26 protein-coding genes are annotated in these 20,743 nt (G+C 47.3%); 17 read left to right on the top strand and 9 right to left on the bottom strand.

What is annotated here, in order from left to right; translation table 11 throughout:
• Window positions 1-10: 10 nt before the first annotated feature.
• The 3 genes from AC58VC_RS00875 to AC58VC_RS00865 form a co-directional block, all read right to left on the bottom strand.
• A complete protein-coding gene (locus tag AC58VC_RS00875) occupies window positions 11-313 on the bottom strand; it encodes a hypothetical protein (RefSeq protein WP_497367005.1) in 303 nt (100 codons plus the stop codon).
• Window positions 314-434: 121 nt separating this feature from the next.
• The gene (locus AC58VC_RS00870) at window positions 435-1,424 is read right to left on the bottom strand and encodes a YpdA family putative bacillithiol disulfide reductase (RefSeq protein WP_497367004.1); all 990 of its coding nucleotides are present in this window, start codon (window positions 1,422-1,424) and stop codon (window positions 435-437) included.
• Window positions 1,425-1,573: 149 nt separating this feature from the next.
• Window positions 1,574-1,750 carry a hypothetical protein gene (locus tag AC58VC_RS00865; RefSeq protein ID WP_497367003.1) on the bottom strand — a complete coding sequence of 59 codons (177 nt, stop codon included), beginning with the start codon at window positions 1,748-1,750 and terminating at the stop codon, window positions 1,574-1,576.
• Window positions 1,751-1,951: 201 nt separating this feature from the next.
• Here AC58VC_RS00865 and AC58VC_RS00860 point away from each other — a divergent pair, with 201 nt between their 5' ends.
• The 3 genes from AC58VC_RS00860 to AC58VC_RS00850 are packed head-to-tail and all read left to right on the top strand — an operon-like array spanning window position 1,952 to window position 3,202.
• Window positions 1,952-2,260 (top strand): Dabb family protein, encoded by a 309-nt coding sequence (locus tag AC58VC_RS00860; RefSeq protein WP_497367002.1) that lies wholly within the window; start codon window positions 1,952-1,954, stop codon window positions 2,258-2,260.
• An 11-nt stretch (window positions 2,261-2,271) separates the two neighbouring features.
• Entirely contained in the window at window positions 2,272-2,526 is a 255-nt protein-coding gene (locus AC58VC_RS00855; protein WP_497367001.1) for a DUF2164 domain-containing protein, read from the top strand.
• Between the two features lie 37 nt (window positions 2,527-2,563).
• Window positions 2,564-3,202 (top strand): NUDIX hydrolase, encoded by a 639-nt coding sequence (locus AC58VC_RS00850; RefSeq protein ID WP_497367000.1) that lies wholly within the window; start codon window positions 2,564-2,566, stop codon window positions 3,200-3,202.
• Window positions 3,203-3,413: 211 nt separating this feature from the next.
• Here the strand turns inward: AC58VC_RS00850 and AC58VC_RS00845 are convergent, their stop codons facing one another.
• Together AC58VC_RS00845 and AC58VC_RS00840 are read right to left on the bottom strand one after the other, a co-directional pair.
• Entirely contained in the window at window positions 3,414-3,578 is a 165-nt protein-coding gene (locus tag AC58VC_RS00845) for a hypothetical protein (RefSeq protein ID WP_161411834.1), read from the bottom strand.
• 14 nt (window positions 3,579-3,592) lie between these two features.
• Complete coding sequence (locus tag AC58VC_RS00840) at window positions 3,593-3,847, bottom strand: YpbS family protein (RefSeq protein ID WP_145654904.1); 255 nt, start codon at window positions 3,845-3,847, stop codon at window positions 3,593-3,595.
• A 195-nt stretch (window positions 3,848-4,042) separates the two neighbouring features.
• Here AC58VC_RS00840 and hrpB point away from each other — a divergent pair, with 195 nt between their 5' ends.
• From hrpB to AC58VC_RS00785, 11 genes are all read left to right on the top strand, one after another.
• On the top strand, window positions 4,043-6,532 hold the full coding sequence (hrpB, locus tag AC58VC_RS00835; protein ID WP_497366999.1) for an ATP-dependent helicase HrpB: 2,490 nt from the start codon (window positions 4,043-4,045) through the stop codon (window positions 6,530-6,532).
• A 43-nt stretch (window positions 6,533-6,575) separates the two neighbouring features.
• Complete coding sequence (locus tag AC58VC_RS00830; protein ID WP_497366998.1) at window positions 6,576-7,307, top strand: hypothetical protein; 732 nt, start codon at window positions 6,576-6,578, stop codon at window positions 7,305-7,307.
• A 1-nt stretch (window position 7,308) separates the two neighbouring features.
• On the top strand, window positions 7,309-7,572 hold the full coding sequence (locus tag AC58VC_RS00825) for a hypothetical protein (protein ID WP_497366997.1): 264 nt from the start codon (window positions 7,309-7,311) through the stop codon (window positions 7,570-7,572).
• 39 nt (window positions 7,573-7,611) lie between these two features.
• Entirely contained in the window at window positions 7,612-8,256 is a 645-nt protein-coding gene (locus AC58VC_RS00820) for a class I SAM-dependent methyltransferase (RefSeq protein WP_497366996.1), read from the top strand.
• Window positions 8,257-8,703: 447 nt separating this feature from the next.
• Entirely contained in the window at window positions 8,704-9,813 is a 1,110-nt protein-coding gene (locus AC58VC_RS00815; RefSeq protein ID WP_497366995.1) for a GntR family transcriptional regulator, read from the top strand.
• Window positions 9,814-9,880: 67 nt separating this feature from the next.
• Window positions 9,881-11,560 carry a ribulokinase gene (locus AC58VC_RS00810; RefSeq protein WP_497366994.1) on the top strand — a complete coding sequence of 560 codons (1,680 nt, stop codon included), beginning with the start codon at window positions 9,881-9,883 and terminating at the stop codon, window positions 11,558-11,560.
• Window positions 11,561-11,603: 43 nt separating this feature from the next.
• On the top strand, window positions 11,604-13,091 hold the full coding sequence (gene araA, locus AC58VC_RS00805; RefSeq protein WP_497366993.1) for an L-arabinose isomerase: 1,488 nt from the start codon (window positions 11,604-11,606) through the stop codon (window positions 13,089-13,091).
• A 206-nt stretch (window positions 13,092-13,297) separates the two neighbouring features.
• Window positions 13,298-14,299: an aldose 1-epimerase gene (locus AC58VC_RS00800; RefSeq protein ID WP_497366992.1), complete on the top strand. Its 1,002-nt coding sequence runs from the start codon at window positions 13,298-13,300 to the stop codon at window positions 14,297-14,299.
• 98 nt (window positions 14,300-14,397) lie between these two features.
• The gene (locus tag AC58VC_RS00795) at window positions 14,398-14,553 is read left to right on the top strand and encodes a hypothetical protein (RefSeq protein ID WP_497366991.1); all 156 of its coding nucleotides are present in this window, start codon (window positions 14,398-14,400) and stop codon (window positions 14,551-14,553) included.
• Between the two features lie 71 nt (window positions 14,554-14,624).
• Window positions 14,625-14,957 (top strand): ASCH domain-containing protein, encoded by a 333-nt coding sequence (locus tag AC58VC_RS00790; protein ID WP_497366990.1) that lies wholly within the window; start codon window positions 14,625-14,627, stop codon window positions 14,955-14,957.
• A 44-nt stretch (window positions 14,958-15,001) separates the two neighbouring features.
• The gene (locus AC58VC_RS00785) at window positions 15,002-15,469 is read left to right on the top strand and encodes a hypothetical protein (RefSeq protein WP_497366989.1); all 468 of its coding nucleotides are present in this window, start codon (window positions 15,002-15,004) and stop codon (window positions 15,467-15,469) included.
• 2 nt (window positions 15,470-15,471) lie between these two features.
• On the opposite strand, the gene AC58VC_RS00780 is transcribed toward AC58VC_RS00785, so the two are convergent.
• The 4 genes from AC58VC_RS00780 to AC58VC_RS00765 form a co-directional block, all read right to left on the bottom strand.
• Window positions 15,472-16,170 carry a class I SAM-dependent methyltransferase gene (locus AC58VC_RS00780; protein WP_497366988.1) on the bottom strand — a complete coding sequence of 233 codons (699 nt, stop codon included), beginning with the start codon at window positions 16,168-16,170 and terminating at the stop codon, window positions 15,472-15,474.
• 151 nt (window positions 16,171-16,321) lie between these two features.
• Entirely contained in the window at window positions 16,322-16,747 is a 426-nt protein-coding gene (locus tag AC58VC_RS00775) for a threonine/serine exporter family protein (protein WP_161412114.1), read from the bottom strand.
• 2 nt (window positions 16,748-16,749) lie between these two features.
• Window positions 16,750-17,529 (bottom strand): threonine/serine exporter family protein, encoded by a 780-nt coding sequence (locus AC58VC_RS00770; protein WP_497366987.1) that lies wholly within the window; start codon window positions 17,527-17,529, stop codon window positions 16,750-16,752.
• A 170-nt stretch (window positions 17,530-17,699) separates the two neighbouring features.
• Complete coding sequence (locus AC58VC_RS00765; protein ID WP_497366986.1) at window positions 17,700-18,458, bottom strand: alpha/beta hydrolase; 759 nt, start codon at window positions 18,456-18,458, stop codon at window positions 17,700-17,702.
• Window positions 18,459-18,536: 78 nt separating this feature from the next.
• Here AC58VC_RS00765 and AC58VC_RS00760 point away from each other — a divergent pair, with 78 nt between their 5' ends.
• From AC58VC_RS00760 to AC58VC_RS00750, 3 genes are all read left to right on the top strand, one after another.
• A complete protein-coding gene (locus tag AC58VC_RS00760; RefSeq protein ID WP_497366985.1) occupies window positions 18,537-19,382 on the top strand; it encodes an HAD family hydrolase in 846 nt (281 codons plus the stop codon).
• Window positions 19,383-19,416: 34 nt separating this feature from the next.
• On the top strand, window positions 19,417-19,866 hold the full coding sequence (locus tag AC58VC_RS00755; protein WP_497366984.1) for a DUF6157 family protein: 450 nt from the start codon (window positions 19,417-19,419) through the stop codon (window positions 19,864-19,866).
• A 119-nt stretch (window positions 19,867-19,985) separates the two neighbouring features.
• Entirely contained in the window at window positions 19,986-20,741 is a 756-nt protein-coding gene (locus tag AC58VC_RS00750) for a DUF2087 domain-containing protein (RefSeq protein ID WP_497366983.1), read from the top strand.
• Window positions 20,742-20,743 lie beyond the last annotated feature (2 nt).

Genomic DNA, 20,743 nt, shown 5'->3' with positions numbered 1-20,743 from the left:
TGTGCTTCACTCAGGCATATTGGAGTTGTTTCTCCATCAAATTATGTTTAATTAAATAGATCCGCTTGCGTACATAAAAATCATAAACGGCACCCGTTAATTCTCTTGGCTTGATGCGGTTATTCGTGTCATTGTCTATGATAATCACGGAGCCGTCGTCATAAAACTTGAACGTGTAATCGGCATAGTGAGAATGTGCTTCGTCCAGCATGGCGTCGATCTGTCCAGGGAGAAGATGGTCAGTGTCACACAATGTCTTATGGTACCAATAATCTCTCTCAATAAACCGGAAATTGTGACTGGCGTTCATCATGTAACTACCTCCTCATCTAAATGGAACATTTGTTCTTGTTTTCATTATAACAAACAAATGTTCGCATTGGAAGAGGAATCTCTGAAAAACAGGAAATATTTTCATAGAAAACACCCTTCAATCAGCTAGATTGAAGGGTGTTTGTGGACATGATATGTTTGGTGATTGCTAAGCCATGCATACGGCCTGTTTCAATGAAAATTTCGTTCGCAGCATATTTGGATGAAGCCACAACACCTGCAACATACAAGCCGGGGATACTTGTTTCCATTGTTTCGGGATTAATGATCGGAGCATTCGTTTCTTCGTGAAAACCGACGCCTAGCGAAGTTAGGAGCTCCCGATCAGGCCGGAAGCCTGTAAGGGCAAGCACGAAGTCATTGTCCAACGTGACATGTTCGGTTTCTTTTCGAACCTGAATCGAATGTTCTTCAATGCTCTCAACCTGGGAATTAAACCACATCTGGATTCGGCCTTTGTTCACCATACTTTCAAAAAGAGGGCGGACCCAGGGTTTAATATTCGCCGAGAAATCTTTCCCCCGATAAATAACCGTGACCTCAGCGCCTACTCGGATTAAATCCATGGCAGCATCGACAGCGGAGTTATTCCCGCCGATTATGGCCACTTTGGTACCCGAATAAGGATGTGCTTCTTTATAATAGTGTGTTGTTTTCGGCAGATCCTCGCCAGGAATTCCCAGCATATTAGGATGATCAAAATAGCCAGTAGCTACAATAACTTTCTTAGCCGTATAGACCTTCTTTTTGCCAAATTGATCAGCTGTATGGACGCTAAATCCTGTCTCTATTGGTTCAATAGAGACAACTTCTTCATAAGAATTAATGCGAAGCTGCTCTCTTCTGGCGACCTCTCTATAGTAAACCAATGCTTCTTGGCGATATGGCTTTTCATGAGGGGTGGAGAATGGGTAGCCGCCAATTTCGAGCAGCTCCGGTGTGCTGAAAAACTGTAAATACGTAGGATATAAATAGATAGCGTTCACGATGCAGCTTTTTTCTATCAATAAGGGGGAAAGCCCTTCACGCTGCAAAGCGACGGCGGCGGACAATCCGCAAGGTCCAGCCCCAATGACGATAACTTGTTCCAAAGTATGACAACCTCCTCTTAGCATTTCCCTCATCCTATAGTATCGCAAGCCGAAGGGGATGCCAAGTTCGGGCAAGCAAAAATAGAGCAGAGAGCTCCCCCGATTTAGTTTCGGAAAGCAATCTGCCCTTCATTTTAAAGGAAACTGAGTTACTTTTGGTTCAATTGGTGCCCCTCATCGCCTTCGCTAATATCGTCTTTGGCTAGATTGACGGGGGTAATACTAGGTGCATTTTCTAAGGTGTCATTCACGAACTCCATGTCCTGATTTTTTGCATTCATATTCGTTGTTCCTTTGTAGTTGCCTGTATGTTTTTTGTTTTCCATCGTTTGTCATCCTTTCTGCGTCAGATTAACGTTCAGCCTTAACGTGTACACTTGCGGGGTATTTTATTCCCCATATTAAGGAAGTGATGCGAAAATGCTCTCTGGAGCTGTGCATGAAAGCTGTCAAGCAGGGTTGTGTAGTTCGCTTCAGCAAAATCCGCTATAATAAGTGGAGTTGGATAAAAAAGGAGACATGAGACGATGAATTCAAAGCGCATTAAACATATGGTTATTTTTAATTTGCAAGTTGGCAAGGATACTTCGGAAGCGGAACAATTTCTCAGAGGAAGCGCGCAAGAACTTGCTGCAATACCTGGCGTCGAGCAATTTGAAGTATTTCGTCAAGTGAGTGCGAAAACGGATTATGATTTTGGATTTTCAATGGTTTTTGCGGATCAAGCGGCCTATGACGCGTATAATGTTCATCCCGTACATACGAAATATGTGGCAGAACGCTGGGTAAAAGAAGTTAGCCGTTTTCAGGAAATTGATTTAACTCTATACGAATAAGGAGCCTCCAATTGAAACCATTGAAATTACCGAAAGAAGAGAAAGATACGCTGATCAGTGACTTGCAGGAGCACATGGAAGCCGATCACGGCGTTGCCATGGGAAACTTAGCGGCAGAGCAACTGTTAGACTATATGCTTCAACAATTGTCGGCACCTATTTATAATCAGGCGATTGAAGATGCTAGCAAAACATTAATGGATAGAATGAGTGTATTGGAAGACGATTTGTACGCGATGAAAATATCGAAAAAAACGCGCAGATAACGCGGTGTCATGTAAGTCTGAGGAGGAACGGAGCACGTTGAATAAGTCAGAAGAAATGTTTGATATCTATGATGAGAAAATGAATTGGCTTGGACAAGCACCACGCTCCGAAGTTCATGCCAAAGGCTTATGGCATGCTACTTTTCAATGTTGGATTGTAAGTCTGGCAAACGAAGAGCCAGCGCTGCTGCTTCAGCTAAGACATCCAGATAAGGACTTGTTTCCTAATTTGCTCGACATCTCCTGTGCTGGACACCTGGCGGCGGGGGAAACCGTTGAAGATGGCGCTCGCGAGCTGAAGGAAGAGCTGGGCTTGAACGTGGATTTCAATGAGCTGATACCCTGCGGGTTGTTTGCGGAAGAAGATCTGATGTCCGATCATCTTATCGATCGTGAGTTTTGCCATGTTTTTATTTATCGCTGTGATCAATCTCTGGACAAGTATGTTTTACAAGCAGACGAGGTTACGGGTTTATTTAAAGTGAGTGCAGCGGGGTTAGAACGTTTGGTTCATGGTGAAATAGGAGAATTAGAAGCAGTGGGCTATCAAACAGGACGAAACGGACAGCTTGAAGAAACGAGTTTGCTTGTGACACCGAAAGATTTGGTCCCGCATCCTGCCGCTTATTACGATCTTGTTTTTCAAACGCTAAGGAAACATGCATTGTTCGTATGAAAAAGAGCCTATTTCGATGAAATAGCGCTCTGTAGTTCCCCTTGCCAGGGAAAAAGCGCTCAAGAGATAGCAACAAATTTCTTGGGGTATAGTGCTCAACACAAATAAATCTGGGGTAAGCTTCGCTTACCCCAGGACCCAAAACATACAAATTGCTTATATATTGAAAAAGAACCGGATCGGTTAAACCCGACCGGTTCTCCAAAGCGTTTTAGACGAAGTATTTATTCGCTATGTAGGAGTAAACGATATAACCTGCGATAGAGAGTCCGAAACAAACAATTCCTAACGCGATTTTACGTTTAAACAAAAGCAAGAATCCGGCACTAAAGGCCGATCCTATAACTAACATTGCTACAAATGTGAGAATTCCCATCGATCTTTATCTCCCTACCCTTTGTTTACGTAATCACGTACCATGTCCTCGGTTACATAAGAACGTAGAGGAGAAATACCTTCTTTGGCGTGGGCGATGATTTGAGCCGTAACCGCATTGATTGCATCAACGGTAAACGGAAGCCCGCTTTTGCACAGCTCTACAGCTGCATCAATTGCACTCTCGCGCTGCGCATCTAGTTCTGCAAATCGCACAAGGTGCAGATGCTGTGCAGTCGAATGTTTGGTTATTGCTTCGTGTACATTCATCTTCAAGTTCTCCCTTTCGTGACCAGATATTCCTTCAGTATACACGATTGAGTGGGTCAGGAACAGTTTTTACAGGTGGAATTCTGAATAATAATCGACAAATATCCAGACATTTCGGAGAAAAAGACTTGAAAACATATCAAAGTGTACAAAGTAAGCGATCTGAAGACTTATTGATAGCTCGGAGTGAAGGAAATGAAGACATTACCGATTGAGTCGGTTCTCCCGCAATTGAAAGAGGCATTGCGAAACCAGGTATGCGCAGTGCTGGTCGCTCAGCCGGGTGCAGGGAAGACAACGCAAGTGCCGCTTGCCCTTCTGCAAGAAACATGGCTGAATAACCAGAAGATCTTAATGCTGGAGCCTAGGAGATTGGCAGCCCGCGCTGCGGCGCGTTATATGTCGCGACTGCTGGATGAAGCGGTTGGACAGACTGTTGGATATCGCGTGAAAAATGATACCTGTGTAGGTCCGAGCACGCGGATTGAAGTCATTACGGAGGGAGTCCTTACCCGTATGCTTCAGACAGACCCTGCCCTGGAAGGGGTAGGGATTGTTATTTTTGATGAGTTCCATGAGCGCAGCCTGCATGCTGACTTGGGCTTGGCGCTAAGCCGGCAATCCCAAACGCTTCTGCGAGAAGATCTGCGAATTCTCATCATGTCTGCGACGATTGAAGCAGAGCCAGTAGCAGACATGCTGGATCGGGCTCCAATTATTCAAAGTGAAGGGCGCGCTTATCCCGTTACAACGCATTACTTGAATACGAAACAAGAGGAAAAGTTAGAAATTACAGTGGTTAAAAGCATTCGCCAAGCCTTACAAATGGATGCAGGCAGCTTACTTGTATTTCTTCCTGGCGCAGCAGAAATCCATCGCGTGGCTGGCAGCCTTGCGGCGCTGCAGCTGGGAAAAGAGGTGGAGATCGCACCTCTATACGGGAATTTGACGCAGGAGGCGCAGGATCGAGCCCTGGCGCCAAGTCTACCAGGGCACCGCAAGGTCGTGCTCGCGACCTCGATCGCCGAGACCTCCTTAACCGTCGAAGGTGTCACGGTTGTGATCGACAGCGGCCTCATGCGAGTACCGCGCTTTTCGCCGCGCACCGGCATGACTCGGCTAGCGACGGTGCCCGTGTCCGCGGCCTCTGCGGATCAGCGCAGGGGCCGGGCAGGCCGTCTCGGTCCAGGCGTGTGTTACCGCCTATGGACCGAGACCGAGCAGCGGCAGCTAGCGGCAAGCTCCACGCCAGAGATCCGCGAAGCGGATCTGGCGCCGCTTGCGCTCGAGCTGGCCGCCTGGGGCGTGACAGACCCAGCGGAGCTGGTCTGGCTGGACATGCCGCCTGCTGCTGCTTATCAGCAGGCGCGGGAACTGCTCGTGCAGCTAGGCGCGCTGCACGAGGACGGCGGCCTAACACCGCACGGGAAGCGTGTGGCGGCGTTAGGCCTGCACCCGCGGCTTGCGCACATGGTGCTGCAAGCCATGCCGCTTGAGCTCGGCGCGCTGGCGTGCGAGCTCGCCGTGATGCTGAGCGAGCGCGACATTCTGGCGGGCGCTCGGGGCCGTGATACGGATGTTCGCACCCGCATCGAAGTGCTTTGGAGCGCTGCGCAGGGCGAGCAGCGCGCGGACGTTGACTTTGGCTTATGCCGCCGGATTACGGCGGAGGCCAAAGGGTTGATGCAGTCGCTCGGCATACGGAGGGGCGAGCAGCGGGCATCGGCGAGCGGCTTGCTGCTCGCCTTCGCCTACCCTGATCGCGTCGCGCAGCGGCGATCGACCGGGCGGTTCTTGCTCAGCAGCGGACGTGGCGCCGTGCTGCCTGAGCTGCAGGAGCTCTCAAACGCGCGATATCTCGTCGCGGCCGAGCTGGATGACAATGGGGCGGAAAGCCGTATTTTTTTAGCCGCCATTGTCGAGGAAGAAGATCTGCTGGAAGCCTTCGGAGATCGCCTCCTGCAGGAACAGGAAGTGCTTTGGGATCCAGCGGCAGGAGGTGTTAAAGCCAGACAGCGGCTGCGATTAGGCGCAATTATACTCAAAGAGAAGCCGTTGCATGAGCCTAATCCTGATCTGCTCGTGCAAGCTTTGATTACGGGCATTCGTGCTGAGTCGCTCGAGCTGCTGCCGTGGAGTCGTAGTGCGCGCCAGCTGCAGGAGCGAGTTGTTTTTCTGCATCACAGTCATGCAGGCGAATGGCCGGATATGCGCGATGAGGCACTGCTCGAGGCACTGGAAGATTGGTTAGCGCCGCATCTCTACGGGATGACAAGTAAGGGAGCTCTCGGGCGGCTTAACTTGACAAATATATTAGAGGAAATGCTAACATGGGAGCAGCGGCGATGGTTGGAGGATTGGGCGCCAACTCACATTCAAGTACCCAGCGGTTCGCGCATTCCCGTTGACTATAGTGTGGCAGAGTCGCCGACTTTGTCTGTGCGTCTGCAAGAAATGTTCGGGTTGTCCGATACCCCGCGAATTGCCAAAGGGCGGGTGCCGCTTACCCTGCATTTATTATCGCCGGCACAACGTCCCGTCCAGGTGACGAAGGATTTGGCGAGCTTTTGGCGCGATGCTTATTTTGAAGTCAAAAAAGATCTTAAAGGTCGTTACCCCAAGCATTATTGGCCGGACGATCCGATGGCTGCTATGCCGACCAATCGGGCGAAACCGCGTGTTTGATTTATTTGGCAGAAGTTGTGCCGTGAAGGGAACTGAGTGATCCATGACCGTTCACTCCGAATCGGAGGAAATCGTCATCTACATAACGGCTGGCTTTGCTACGGCGCCTGATTTCTTGGACCGGTTTGGCGCGGCGCTTGCGGCTTGTTTTGAAAAGGCTGGTGCGAGGGTCCGCGTTGTTATCCATTTTCCGTATGGGGACTGGAGCCGGCAGCGCCAAAAGCAGCTTCGCGAAATTACGAGTGATCTGTGGAATAATGCCCACAAGAGGCCTTCGCGATATGGCGGCAAAAGCTTAACAAAGCTGATCACAGACCACTTGAGGCCAGGTCAGAAATTGCTTTTTGTCGGACACAGTGCAGGTGCTGTGGCGTCTGTTCAAGCGGCAGGAGCTTTGATGAGAGCGGGCATCCCCGTACTTGGTGTGATCCAGATCGGATCGCCGAAATGTGCGATTCCTCCCGAATTGAAGGATCGAGTGCTATATCTAAATGGGGTCAATCAAATGGACCAAAAGGTGGACCCGATTCCGCGGCTTGGCACCTGGGGAGGCTGGATCAAGTCTCGTTTTGGCGTATTACGCTGGCATCGATTGAAGCATGCACCTATTCACAGGAAAACCTTGCCAATGATTGGCGGACATGCTGATTATTTTAGAGATCACAACCCCTACATCTGGCAGGAAGCAACGAATCTGCAAACGACGATTGATTCAATTTGGTCGTGGTTGACGCAATTGCAAGAACATTTTATAGAAAAGAAAGAGGAAGATTAAGATGATTACCATCATAAAAGCAAACATGGAACACAGCAAAGCGGAGGGGTACCTTGGACATGTTCAGTTCAGCGTAGAAGGGCACGAGCATCCTTATGAAATTACGCTGCAAAGCATGCGCAACAAGGACGATTGGAGTTACGCGCTGAACTTTTTAAGTGAATCCGGTAAAGAAGAGGATATTGAAGCAGTTGAAGAGCTTTTGGAAGAAGACGAGTGGTTCGATCTGTTAGTGAGTGCGGGACTTCAGGTTTTAGAGAAATAGTTAGGACAATGGATGCAGATGTAAAGGGGGATGATGAGCTTGGATTCATCGAATGATTCCGAGGTCAAACAGGTGCTGAAGGCGAGTTATGACCAGCAGGCTAGACAACGAAATGGGGAGACGATGCAGTCTTGGAAGTTAGACGAGCTGAGTGGTTTCCTAGAGAGATTGGAAAAGTCTGGTGGCAGCAGCAAGCGTGTGTTAGATCTTGGCAGCGGTCCGGGTCATCAAGCTGATTATTTGCGGGAACACGGCTGCGAGGTGGTGTGCATCGATTTGTCTGAAGAGATGGTCGCCATTTGTCGTGAAAAAGGACTCGAAGCCTACGTCATGGATTTCTTCGCTTTGGATCTGCAGCCAGCGTCGTTTGATGCGGTTTGGTCAATGAATGCCTTGCTGCATGTGCCGAAAGATAACCTTCTGGAAGTGCTCAGAAACGTTGAGAGCGTGCTGAAGCCTGACGGCATCTTCTATTTGGGACTCTATGGCGGGTACGAAAGCGAAGGGATCTGGGAGAACGACTCGTACAGACCGCAAAGGTTTTTTGCTTTTTATGAGGATGCGCATATTCAGCAGAAGGTGGGAGAGGTGTTCGATGTTGAGCGCTTCAATGTGCTCCAGATGCCGGATATGCAGCCCGATTATCAATCGATCATTGCGAAGCGCAAGCAATTAAACCCGTGATTTCACGGGTTTTTTGTTGAGTCGATGGATTGCTTAACATTAACACCGATTACTCCTGTTATTTTCCACATATTATCCACTTTAACCCAATTAACTGTACTTCCTCCCGCTAATTTCAACTAATATAGGTAATTTCGTCCAATATCGATAATTTAAAGGTAGTTTCTCCGGCTATTTCATTCCCAGGAGCGATGTTGCCCCGATTAACGCCAGATTTTCCTTCTATTCACTTCTATTCAAGCTGAAGCATCGTCCAAGTCATAGCGTATTTGAGTTACAACTTTAGTTCGCTTACCCTCCAGCAGCTCCGTGATTTCCTCTTACCTCGTTAATCCGTCATACCAGTCGTTTTTGCACATCCCCCCAATATGTACATACAAGTTAAGCGAATGTTATAATACGTTCAATATTACGTTCAGAATCAAACGCCTGAGGTGAAACCGAAACATGAAAGAAAAGCAAATGCCGAAATACTTACAGCTTAAACAGGAAATTTTAACGTGGCTTCACACGGGGAGACTGAAACCGAACGATCAGATGCCATCGGAAAACGAAATTGCCGAACAATTTCAGATGAGTCGTCAAACAGTTCGCCAGACGTTTGGTGAACTTGAGCAAGAAGGTTGGTTGTACCGGATGCAGGGAAAAGGAACCTTCGTATCTACGCCACAAACGCAAAAAGGCCGTGATGTGCAGACGATCGGCATCCTGACCACGTATATATCCGATTATATTTTTCCTCATATCGTGAGAGGGGCGGAATCGGCTTTACGTGCAAGAGGCTACAGACTTGTCTTGTCGTCAACAGACAATGATAAGGACAAGGAAAAGGAAAGTTTGACGATGATGTTAAGCCAGCCCCTAAGCGGTTTGATTATAGAGCCTACGAAAAGTGCGGAAGGCAACCCGAATCTCAACTATTATCTTTCGCTCGACTACCAGCATATTCCGTATCTAATGATTAATGAACGCTATCCGGAGATGAACTGTCCATCTCTAGTAGTAGACGATGAAGAGGGCGGCTTCAAGGCGGCGCAGCATCTGATCGAGCTGGGGCATCGCAAGATTGCCGGGTTTTTCAAGACGGATGATTTGCAGGGAATTAATCGTCTGAAAGGATTTATTCGCGCCCATCACCATTACCAAGTTCCATTATTACCGGAGCTCGTCATCCACTACACAACAGAAGAAAAAAGGCAGAAGCCTTACGAGCACGCGCTCTCTTTGCTCAGCCATGAGGACGAACGTCCAACCGCTTTCATTTGCTATAACGATGAGCTGGCTGTCCATCTACTTGAAGCTGTACGTACGTTAGGGCTTCAAGTGCCTCAAGATGTCTCGTTAGTAGGTTTCGACGACTCTTCTTTAGCGATGGCAACTGAGGTGAAATTAACGACACTTTCGCATCCCAAAACGGAGTTAGGCACAGATGCTGCTGAGCTTTTGATCGATATGATCGAGAATAAGCGAGTAACAGGAAGAGAGACAGGCAAGGTCTATAAGCCAGAACTCATTGTCAGGGAGTCGACAATCCGCCTTTCTGGAGGAGAAATTTAATCTAGCCAACTTGTACGTACAAGTGTTATACTGGACATAGAGATTGGAAAATCGAAGGAGGTTCTCTATGTCTAAGAAGTATGCAATTGGCGTTGACTATGGTACGGAATCCGGACGCGCCGTTCTAGTTGATTTGAGTGATGGCACAGAGGTTGCAGATCATGTGACCCCGTACCCGCACAATGTTATTGACGAGAAACTGCCGATTTCTGGCATTAAACTTGAATATGACTGGGCGCTTCAGCACCCGCAAGATTATCTGGATGTACTTACGCGCTCAGTACCTGCTGTCGTGCAAGCTTCCGGCGTAGATCCAGCCGATATTATCGGACTTGGTATCGATTTCACAGCATGCACGATGCTTCCGGTGGATACGCAAGGTCAGCCGCTTTGTTTCAATCCTGAGCTGACGAATAATCCGCACAGCTGGGTGAAGCTGTGGAAACATCATGCTGCCCAAGACGAAGCGAACCTGATTAATGAAATCGCTGAGCGCAGAGGCGAAGATTTCCTTCCACGGTACGGCGGGAAAATTTCATCGGAATGGATGATTGCGAAAGTTTGGCAAATATTGAATGAAGCTCCTGACATTTATGAGCAAACAGATCGTTTCTTAGAAGCGACTGACTGGGTTGTCTCGCAAATGACAGGCGCAGCTGAGATTGTACGTAACAGCTGTACGGCTGGTTATAAAGCGATTTGGCATAAGAAGAAAGGCTTCCCGAGTAACGAGTTCTTCAAAGCGTTGGACCCTCGTTTGGAGAATGTAACTCAGACGAAGCTGCGCGGTGAGGTTGTAGCTCTTGGCACCAAAGCCGGTGAATTAACGGAATCGATGGCTAAATTGATGGGCTTACAGCCAGGCATCGCCATTGCTGTAGGGAATGTCGATGCCCACGCGGCTGTGCCGGGTGTAGGCGTTGTAACGCCTGGCAAATTAGTGATGGCGATGGGAACTTCGATTTGCCATATGCTTCTTGGGACAGAGGAGCGGGAAGTTGAAGGCATGTGCGGTGTTGTGGAAGACGGCATCATCCCGGGATATTTAGGCTACGAAGCTGGGCAGTCAGCTGTTGGTGATATTTTTGCTTGGTATGTGGAACAAGGAGTACCTGCTTATGTGCAAGCTGCGGCGGAGCAAGAAGGAACGAATGTACACGAATGGCTGGAACGTCATGCATCCGCTTACAAACCAGGCGAAACAGGTTTGCTCGCGTTGGACTGGTGGAATGGAAATCGATCCGTACTGGTAGATACAGAACTTAACGGCCTTATTCTTGGCTACTCGCTTTTGACGAAGCCGGAAGAGGTGTATCGATCGCTGCTGGAGGCTACGGCTTTTGGGACTCGTAAAATTGTCGATGCTTTTCACAATAATGGCGTTGAAGTACAGGAATTGTATGCATGCGGCGGACTTCCGCAAAAAAATCGCTTGCTGATGCAAATCTATGCGGATGTTACGAATCGTGAGATTAAAATCGCTGATTCCAAACAAACGCCGGCGCTAGGTGCAGCCATGTTCGGTGCCGTTGCCGCAGGCGCAGCCAAGGGCGGTTACGATAATATCGTAGATGCCGCACAGAAAATGGCGCGTGTACGCAAAGATACCTTTAAACCTATCCCAGAAAATGTTGCTGTTTACGAGAAGCTTTACCAAGAGTACAGCAAGCTGCACGATTATTTTGGTCGCGGAGAGAACGATGTCATGAAACGCCTTCGTGCAATCCGTGAGGAAGCGCGGCACTAATTCACATTCATCCATTCCCATAATCCAAGGAGGCAAAATTGCCATGAAAGCTTCAGCAGAAAAGGTATTTTGGTTTGTAACCGGAAGTCAACACTTATACGGACCTGAGACATTGCTCCAAGTAGAGGATCATTCGAAACAGATTACAGAAGGAATTGACCGTGATCCCTCGATACCTTGTAAGCTTGTGTTCAAACAAGTGTTGACGACGCCAGATGCTATTCGCAGACTATGTTTGGATGCTAATGCGGATGACAACTGTGCAGGTATAATTACTTGGATGCATACATTTTCTCCAGCGAAAATGTGGATAGCTGGCCTAGCCGAGTACCGCAAGCCGCTGCTCCACTTACATACCCAATTCAATCGCGATATCCCATGGGAAACGATTGATATGGATTTCATGAATCTCAATCAAGCGGCGCACGGTGATCGTGAGTATGGCTTTATTGGAGCGCGTATGGGCATTTCCCGTAAAGTGGTTGTTGGTTACTGGGAAGATCCTGTTGTCCTTTCCCGCATTGCAGGATGGATGAGCACAGCGGTAGCTTTTGTTGAAGGACGCAGCTTGAAAGTGGCTCGTTTTGGCGATAACATGCGCGAAGTGGCTGTAACTGAAGGGGACAAAGTAGAAGCGCAAATTAAATTCGGTTGGTCCATCAATGGGTATGGTGTAGGCGATCTTGTTCAGCGCGTAAGAGACATTTCCGAGTCGGAAGTGGATCAATTAATGGATGAATACAATGAAGTTTATGATATAACGCCAGAGGGACGTTCAGCAGGTCCGGTGCGTGAGGCGATTCGTGAGCAAGCCCGCATTGAACTTGGTATGAAGAGCTTTCTGCAGGAGGGCGGTTTCGGCGCATTCACGACGTCGTTCGAAGATCTTCATGGTCTCAAGCAGCTCCCAGGACTTGCCGTTCAGCGCTTGATGGGGCAAGGGTATGGCTTTGGCGGTGAAGGTGACTGGAAAACAGCAGCACTCACACGTGTCATGAAGATTATCGCAGGCAATAAAGGGACTTCCTTCATGGAGGATTACACATATCATATGGAGCCAGGAGCTGAGCTTGTACTTGGCGCTCATATGTTGGAGATTTGCCCGACAATTGCGGCGACACGTCCAAAAATTGAGGTTCATCCGCTTGGAATCGGCGGGAAAGCTGATCCAGCACGCCTTGTTTTTGATGGAGCTTCCGGCCCAGCACTGAATGCATCCCTTATCGATATGGGCAACCGTTTCCGCTTGTTAATTAACGAAGTGGATGCGGTAAAGCCTGTGAAAGAGATGCCTAAGCTGCCCGTGGCGCGCGTTTTATGGAAGCCGCAGCCGTCCCTGCGTGATTCAGCAGAAGCATGGATCTATGCAGGCGGGGCTCATCACACCGTCTTCTCCTACCAAGTAACTACAGAACAGTTGGTAGATTGGGCAGAATTAGCTGGTATTGAAGTTGTCATTATTAATAAAAACACATCTACGCTGCAGTTCCGGAACGAACTTCGTTGGGGCGAGGCGGCTTGGAAGCACTAGAATCGCAAGCCATTCAACTGTACGTACAACTGAGGACCGTTCTTCCCTTGAGGGAAGACGGTTTTCTTTTTCCGCCTGAATAAAAAAGTCACTTTTGTCGATATCCGTGCAATTTTCATCCATTGACTTCCTTGTTTCTCATGCTTTAAAGTAAAATCATATGAGCCTGTCCAAATTATGGGCATCGCATTAGGAGGATTACACAGATGACAACGAAAGCCTACGAAGGAACATTCCAAGGAGAGAAAGCGGTGTGGCTGCAAGCGGGCCGTTATGAAGCAGCTGTTTTACCGGAAATCGGCGCGAACTTGATTGCTTTTAGAGACAACGAAAAGGAATACCGCTTTCTGCGTGAGCCATCCCTTGATGAAATGGAAGCGTTTAAAGAACGTCCTATTATACATGGTATTCCTGTTTTATTTCCGCCGAACCGTTACGAAGACGGGAAATTTCCTTGGAAGGGCAAGGTTTTTCAATTTCCGGTTAATGAGCCAAAAACGGGCAATCATCTGCATGGTTTTGTCCATGATATCCCTTGGGAAGTAGAAAGATTTGGCACAAATGAAAGCGACAGCAGTGTCACTTTAGCGCTTAAAGTTAGAGAAGGGCATTCCGTGTATACGTATTTACCGTTCGAGTTCACGCTCCGCTTGACTTATGTGCTGAATCAATTCGGTTTGCAACAGCATATTTCTGTCCATAATGAAGGTCAAGAAGCGATGCCTTGCCTAATTGCCTACCATACAACGATCAATGCGCCTTTTGCGCCGAATTCACAAGCATCGGATTACAGTTTCAAAATGACCATCGGCGATCGTTGGGAAATGAGCGAGAGAATGCTGCCGACTGGCGAGTATCAACCGCTGTCAAGTGAGGAAGCGAAGATGAAAGTCGGAGGCTTATCCCCATTCTTCGAGTCAATGGACAATCATTATACGACGGCTCCACAAAATGGACGTAACTACATGGAATTGACAGACGCACGCGAAGGCGTCAAACTTGTGTATGATGTGGGTACATCCTATAAACAATGGATGATCTGGAACAATGGCGCTACAGAAGGCTTCTTCTGTCCAGAGCCACAAATGAATTTGGTTAACGCCCCTAATGTCGATATGCCAGCTGATCAAATCGGTCTAGTGAGTCTGGAGCCAGGCGAAGTGTGGAGCGAGTCAGCCCGTCTTTATACGATTGAATCAAAGAAATAAGGCAATAAGCAAGCCCCCTTTTGACGCATGGAGAGAATCCACCGTGATGCTCTGCAAGCGGAGAGGGGGCATTTTTATCGAAAGCTCAGGTGAACATCATGGATAAAGAACAATTAATCGCAGAGAATGAACGTTTGAAGTTGGAGAACGAGAAGCTTAAGCAGGAAATAGCCAAGCTTCGCGGAGTTAAGCGGTCCACAGCCGGTTCAATGGACAGCATGTCTACGAAGCTGAAGGAAGCGCTCAGAGAGTAGGGAATCCGCAGCGTTCGACAAATCGGATCTCATTGGTTATAATGAGTACTGGAAAAAGGAGGGAAACAACGATGAACGAAACATTACCACCAAAAACTTGCACCATTGACCGCCTTGTGACCAAAGAAGCTGAAGTTGGCAAAGTATTAGCTGGCCAAAAAACAGCTTGCAGACGTAACGGACGTTATGCAGACATCGGTGAAACGATGGATCTTCAGGGCAATACGTTTACTGTAACGAAAGTCTACCAGCAAGCGCTTGGTGAACTGACAGTGGATGATGCAAAAGCTGAAGGACATGAGACGATCGACGAATATCGCGACAGTATCTTATCCATTCATCCTGGCATGCCTTGGCTGCCACAAATGAAAGTATGGGTACACGAATTTCAAAAAGCCGAATAAGAGATGAAAAAAACAGTGTGGATCGTAGGATCTACACTGTTTTATTGAATTTTTCTACAGAATGGATGATGGAGTTGTCCTGGTACATATTGCTTTTATATATTCATATTTTTAGTGTTGTACTCAGCATTGGTCCTTATTTTGTGTTATTTCCTTTATTGGCGAAAATCAGAACAGCGCCGTTTGAGCTTCTGCCTGAGTATTTGGAGCCCTTCCGCATAACGGTACGGCTTACGAAACATGCTGGCCATGTGTTGGTAGCGACCGGAATTTTGCTAACTTGGCTAACGGCATGGACTTGGAAAACATCATGGATCGTTTTCACGGTGCTCATTATGGTAGCTTCCTTATATTTTATTGCGCGTGCGTTTTCACCGCTGCTGCGAAAGCTCCGTGCGCCACACGATGACCGCAGCGTATTAGTGAACCAACTGCGCAGCGCGTTAATCTGGTATGTGATCATTACGCTGACGATGATGTGGTTCATGGTGGCCAAACCTTCGTTTTGGTAAGGTTAAGCTTCTGGCTTCTGAGCGAACATGACGACAAAGTTGTAATATTTGTAGACACAGTCTACATCTGCGAAGCCGCAGGCTTTAAGCCAAGTAAGCTGCTGATCGAGAGGCGCCATTTTATCCAGTTTGGTTCTTTCATAGGCGGCTTGAAGCTCTTCGCGGGTTAAGTCAGTTGCTTCTATTTTCGCTTCCCAATCCGCGCGATACAAGCGATCAAGAAAAGGCGTACTACCTTGGACTTGTTCCGCATTTACGAAGATCCCTCCAGGCTTTAGCAGCTCAAAAATCCGCTCATATAGGTTCTGTTTGGCTTGATCCTCCAGATGATGAATGGACAAGGCCGATACCACACAATCAAAGGGTTCGTCTGATTCAAAAGCGGTGTAATCGCCTGCCTGAATTGTCAAATTTGAGCTCGACTCACTAAATCGCAGCTTAGCGATGTCTAGCATCCCTTGGGATAGGTCGATTAACGTTAGCTGTGCTTCTGGATATTGGCCCATGATATAGGAGGAGAGAAGTCCCGTTCCAGCACCGAGATCAAGAATGCGTGGTGAAGCAGCTTGCGGCCGAACAAGCGAAGTGGCCGTCCTGTAGAAATCATCAAAGCAGGGAATGAGCTTCCTTCGTTGACCATCGTACTTTTCAGCGATCTCATCGAATTTCGTTATCAGCTGATCATTATATTTCGCAGTCATGGGGATCATCTCCTTATCGTTGTTTGGCGGTATTTGCTTCTTGGGACTATTTTATAGGGAAAAGAAGGAAAAATCTAAGATATAAATCCGATCATATTTATAGGTTAAACCTATGAATGTTCTGCGACCTATTGTGATAGGTCAAAAATGGCTATTTGGCCCTCCGGCGAAAAAGCTGGTTCAACACTTCGGAGAAGACAAGTCCGATCGCGATTGCGCCAGAGAGCATGAAGGCTTTGGCAGCCAGCTGCACGGCAACATCGTAATGATTGAGGACGGCATTTTTCATCGCGTCATAAGCTAAACCGCCTGGTACTAAGGGAATAATTCCAGCGACACTGAACACAATGACCGGAGTCTTGTAAATTCTAGCAAAAAATTGGCTAATGACAGTTACCAAGAAAGACGCAATCAGAGTTGCCAGAATTGGATCTATGGGAATCAATTGTGAAGAAACGTACATCATCCAACCAACCATTCCAATGAATCCACATTGGATGATCGTGCTTCTAGGCACATTGAAAAGAATGGCAAAAGCTGCCGTTGAGATGAAGCTGGTGACGAGCTGCCCAAGCATATTCACGCCATGCCCTCCCCATTGTAAAAGGATAAGACGAAGGCAATCCCGGCCCCGATTGCAAAAGCCGTTAAAAAGGCCTCAGCGCCCTTAGAAACGCCTGACACAAAATGACCAGCCATTAAATCCCTCACCGCGTTCGTAATGAGGAGCCCTGGAACTAGCGGCATCACCGAACCGATAATGATCGTATCCAAATCATGACCAAATCCTATGTACACGAATAAAAAAGCTAACGCTCCTATGAATAATGAGGCCAGGAATTCAGCAAAGAACTTAATTCGAACTAAGCGATTAAAATAACCGAGGAAGGTTAAACCTGCCCCGCCAGTAACAAATGCCGGTAGGAAGTCATGCCACATCCCTTTGAACATGATTAAGAAACAACCGCTCGCTACCGCGGCGGCAAGTATTTTAACCCATGTCGGAAAGCTGGTATTGGCCGCATCGATCTCTGAAAGCAGGCGATAGGCCTCCTGAGGTGTTAAATCTCCTTTGCTGATGCGTCTGGAGATCGCATTCACGACGGTTACTTTATGCAGATCGGTTGATCGTTCCGAAATTCGAATCAGTCTTGTCGTCTGCTCAGGCCCATCGATCGAGAAAATAATGCCGGTGGGTGTGACGAAGCTATGTGAGTTAGGGACACCAAACCCTTCTGCTACGTGGGTCATGGTATCTTCGACACGATAGGTTTCACCGCCGTTTTCGAGCATAATTTTACCGGCTAACAGACAAACTTGAGCGATTTCATAATTGGTTGGCGGGAGAGGTTCCTTCATTGCTTTTCTCCTGTTTTCGTATTTGACCAAAGTATAATACATTTGGGTAGTAATTCCTAAGACAAGCCTAACGTATAGTGAACATCTCGTAAATAGCAGAAAAAATAGGGGTGTCTCCTAAGGTTATGAAAACCTGATGGACAACCCCTTTTGAATACGGTACATTCATATTATTGAGCTCGTTTGGCAGGATGAACAGCTGTTTTCTCCCAATCCAGCAGCAGTTTGATGGTCTCATCCAATTGCTGCTCCGCAGATATTTCTGCAGGCTGATCCCCTTTTTGAAAGCCATAACTGCCAAATTGCGAATGATTTCCGCCTCGGATCGTATGATATTCAGCTGTATTTGGTAAATCATTTTTTGCCTTGGTTAGTGCAGCCATATTGACGGCTCCATCATTTGAGCCTACGACGGAGAACACAGGCAAATTAGACGAAACTAAGCTTCCCTTTGGATCTGGATAGGAAGCAAGGAAAAACACGCCTTGCAGTTCGCTGGCATGCGCAGCAGCATAACGAGCTGCCATCACGCCGCCGAGGGAATGACCGCCAAGCAGAAAAGTCTCATCCGGATGCTTCGCGGCAATAATCGGCTGAGCGCGGTCTCCCCCGAAAATGGCCAGATTCAGAGGCATTTTCACAATATAAACACGATGACCTGCTTGCGCAAATGCTTGGGCATAGGTCGCATAGCTCTCTGGCTTCACGAGACCGCCAGGATAATAAATGATGCTGGGTTGTACAGGTGTTTTCGGTTCAAACCGTATAACCTGCTCCTCATCACTGACCATGATCTCGTCATTAGACTGCATGGCAGACAAGGCTGCTAGACTAGGTTGGTATGGTCTCAAGTACCAATAGATTAATCCCATCAGAATGATAAGAAGGGCTAGCCCTCCTTTCCACCAGTGGCGTTTGAAAGCTTTCACGATCCATCACCTCTCGCCAAGTAGGTTATCAATTCAAAGGGGGAAGTGTCAAGTGAATCCATGTGAGGAGGTTGTTTGATGAACAGAGGTTATTATTTGACTGATTTAGACGGAACCTTGCTTCGCTCAAATGCCACCTTATCTGATTACAGTGTGCGTGTAGTCACTGAAGCTTTAGAAGCTGGAACGGTTATCAGCTATGCAACAGCAAGGAGTTATCAAAGCTCTACGGCTGTTGTTTCTCAAATTCCATGGCGATACCCGCTTGTACTTTACAATGGGGCTTTACTATTTGACCCCGTGCATGAAAGCGTGTTAGACGGTTACTTTCTTGATCAGGAACGAACAGAAGCGATTTTAGCTATCGGCAAATCAAGAGGATTTGTTCCTCTCTTATTCGCGTTAGACCATGAAGATCAGGAAAAGGTCTTGCATGAAAAGCTTATTAGAACAGGAGATCTGCAATTTGCTGCAAGTCGACCGAATGATCCTAGATTCAGCGAAGTGAAAGAGCTAAGCTGTCCCCCCCATTTACGAACGCTGATCATCACTTATATTGGTTTACTGGAGGAGCTGGAGCCACTTAAACAGGCCGTCACTACAGCATTTGGCACAGAGGTTCACGTTCATTTGATGAAAGACAATTATATTGAGCATCATTATTTTCTGGAATTTAGCCATCCGCAAGCTAACAAACAGGAAGGGCTCCTTTTATGGGCAAAACACGTTGGCTGTGCGCCCGGCGATATCACGGTATTTGGCGATAACCTTAATGATGTCGGTATGTTCCTCGCTGCTGGCCGCAAAATTGCTGTGGAAAATGCGCATTCTGAGATTTTGAGCATGGCAGATGAAATTGTGCCTAACAATGATCAGGATGGCGTCGCCGCCTATGTGGAAGCTCGTTTGAAAATGGGTGTATAATGGAAATAAATAGGGGAAAGGAGTGAGTTAACCTATGCCTTATAACGATGAGCATATGAGTTATACGAATACGTTCATTCAGGTGGCAGCAGATTGTCCAGTTGAAATGGGCGTCGTTCCGCCGATGAAAAAAGAAAGCAAAACAGCTCATCGGATTCAATATGAGCTGTTGTCGCAGAACCCGTATAAATTCACGCAAGGCGAACTCATTTATGCCGTACATCTACAGCACAAGCAGATTCCAGATACGGACAGCGAGCTGCACGGTGCAGAAATTCGTGAGGCGTTGTTTGCTAAGAATCACCCCTGTCTGCGAGCTTCCATGCTTCCTAAGAAGCACGGTTGGGGCGTTCACTACGATGAAGAAGGCAAAATAGCGATCTATCCGATGGAGTCGGAAGCGTACCGGCAGTTTGTTGAAGCAGGGACACACCAGCCAGACGGGCCGACGCTTTTATTTGCAATGCGCAGTTCACGCGGATGAGATTTACATGTTTATGGGGTAACCGTGGGTTATCCTTTTTTTTGCGTTTCGTTGACATTTTAATAAACAAAATAATATAATGTCTATGAATTAATAAACAACTTGAGGAAGTGTTTGCTTTGGAAGTGTTTGATAAGTTTTGGCAGGCTTCAATCGATGACTGGAAACGCGGTTATGTGAAAGAGAATGATTTCTATACCTGTCTGCTTTGCGGCAAGCGGACGGAAGCGGGAATTATCTATCCGGAAAGCGGAATTCTATATGAAGCAGAGCGTTATATGAAATGGCACATCCAGCATGCGCATATTTCGGTTTTTCACTATTTAATCGGACTGGACAAAAAGCTCACTGGCTTAACTGATCATCAGAATAGTTTGCTGAAGCTTTTCTATGAAGGCAAGAACGATAGTGAGGTACAGCAGGAACTTGGGATTGGCAGCGCCTCAACCATTCGGAATCATCGCTTTGGACTGAAGGAAAAAGAGCGGCAGGCCAAGGTTTTTCTAACCATGATGGAGCTATTGAAAGAAAAAGATCAGCATGCGCCAACCTTTGTAGATATTCATAAAACGGCTACGATGGTGGATGAACGATACAATGTAACGCAGGATGAGTATGAACAGATTGTTCAAAAATATTTCCCAGAAGGCACTTCGGGAAAACTTACCTCCTTTTCGCAGCAAGAGAAACATAAGTTTGTTGTTCTGCGTGAGATCGCCAAACGATTCGAACTGGATCGCTTTTATGGAGAAAAGGAAGTCAATGAATTGTTAAAGCCGGTGTTTCACGACTATGTGAAAGTCCGCAGGTATCTTATTGAATATGGGTTTCTGGACCGCGAACCAGATGGCAGTCAATATTGGTTGAAAGGATGAAA

It is taken from the genome of Paenibacillus sp. J22R67, assembly GCF_059692175.1.
Note: the sequence above shows the minus strand (reverse complement) of the source record. Positions and strands in the feature narration are given on the sequence as shown.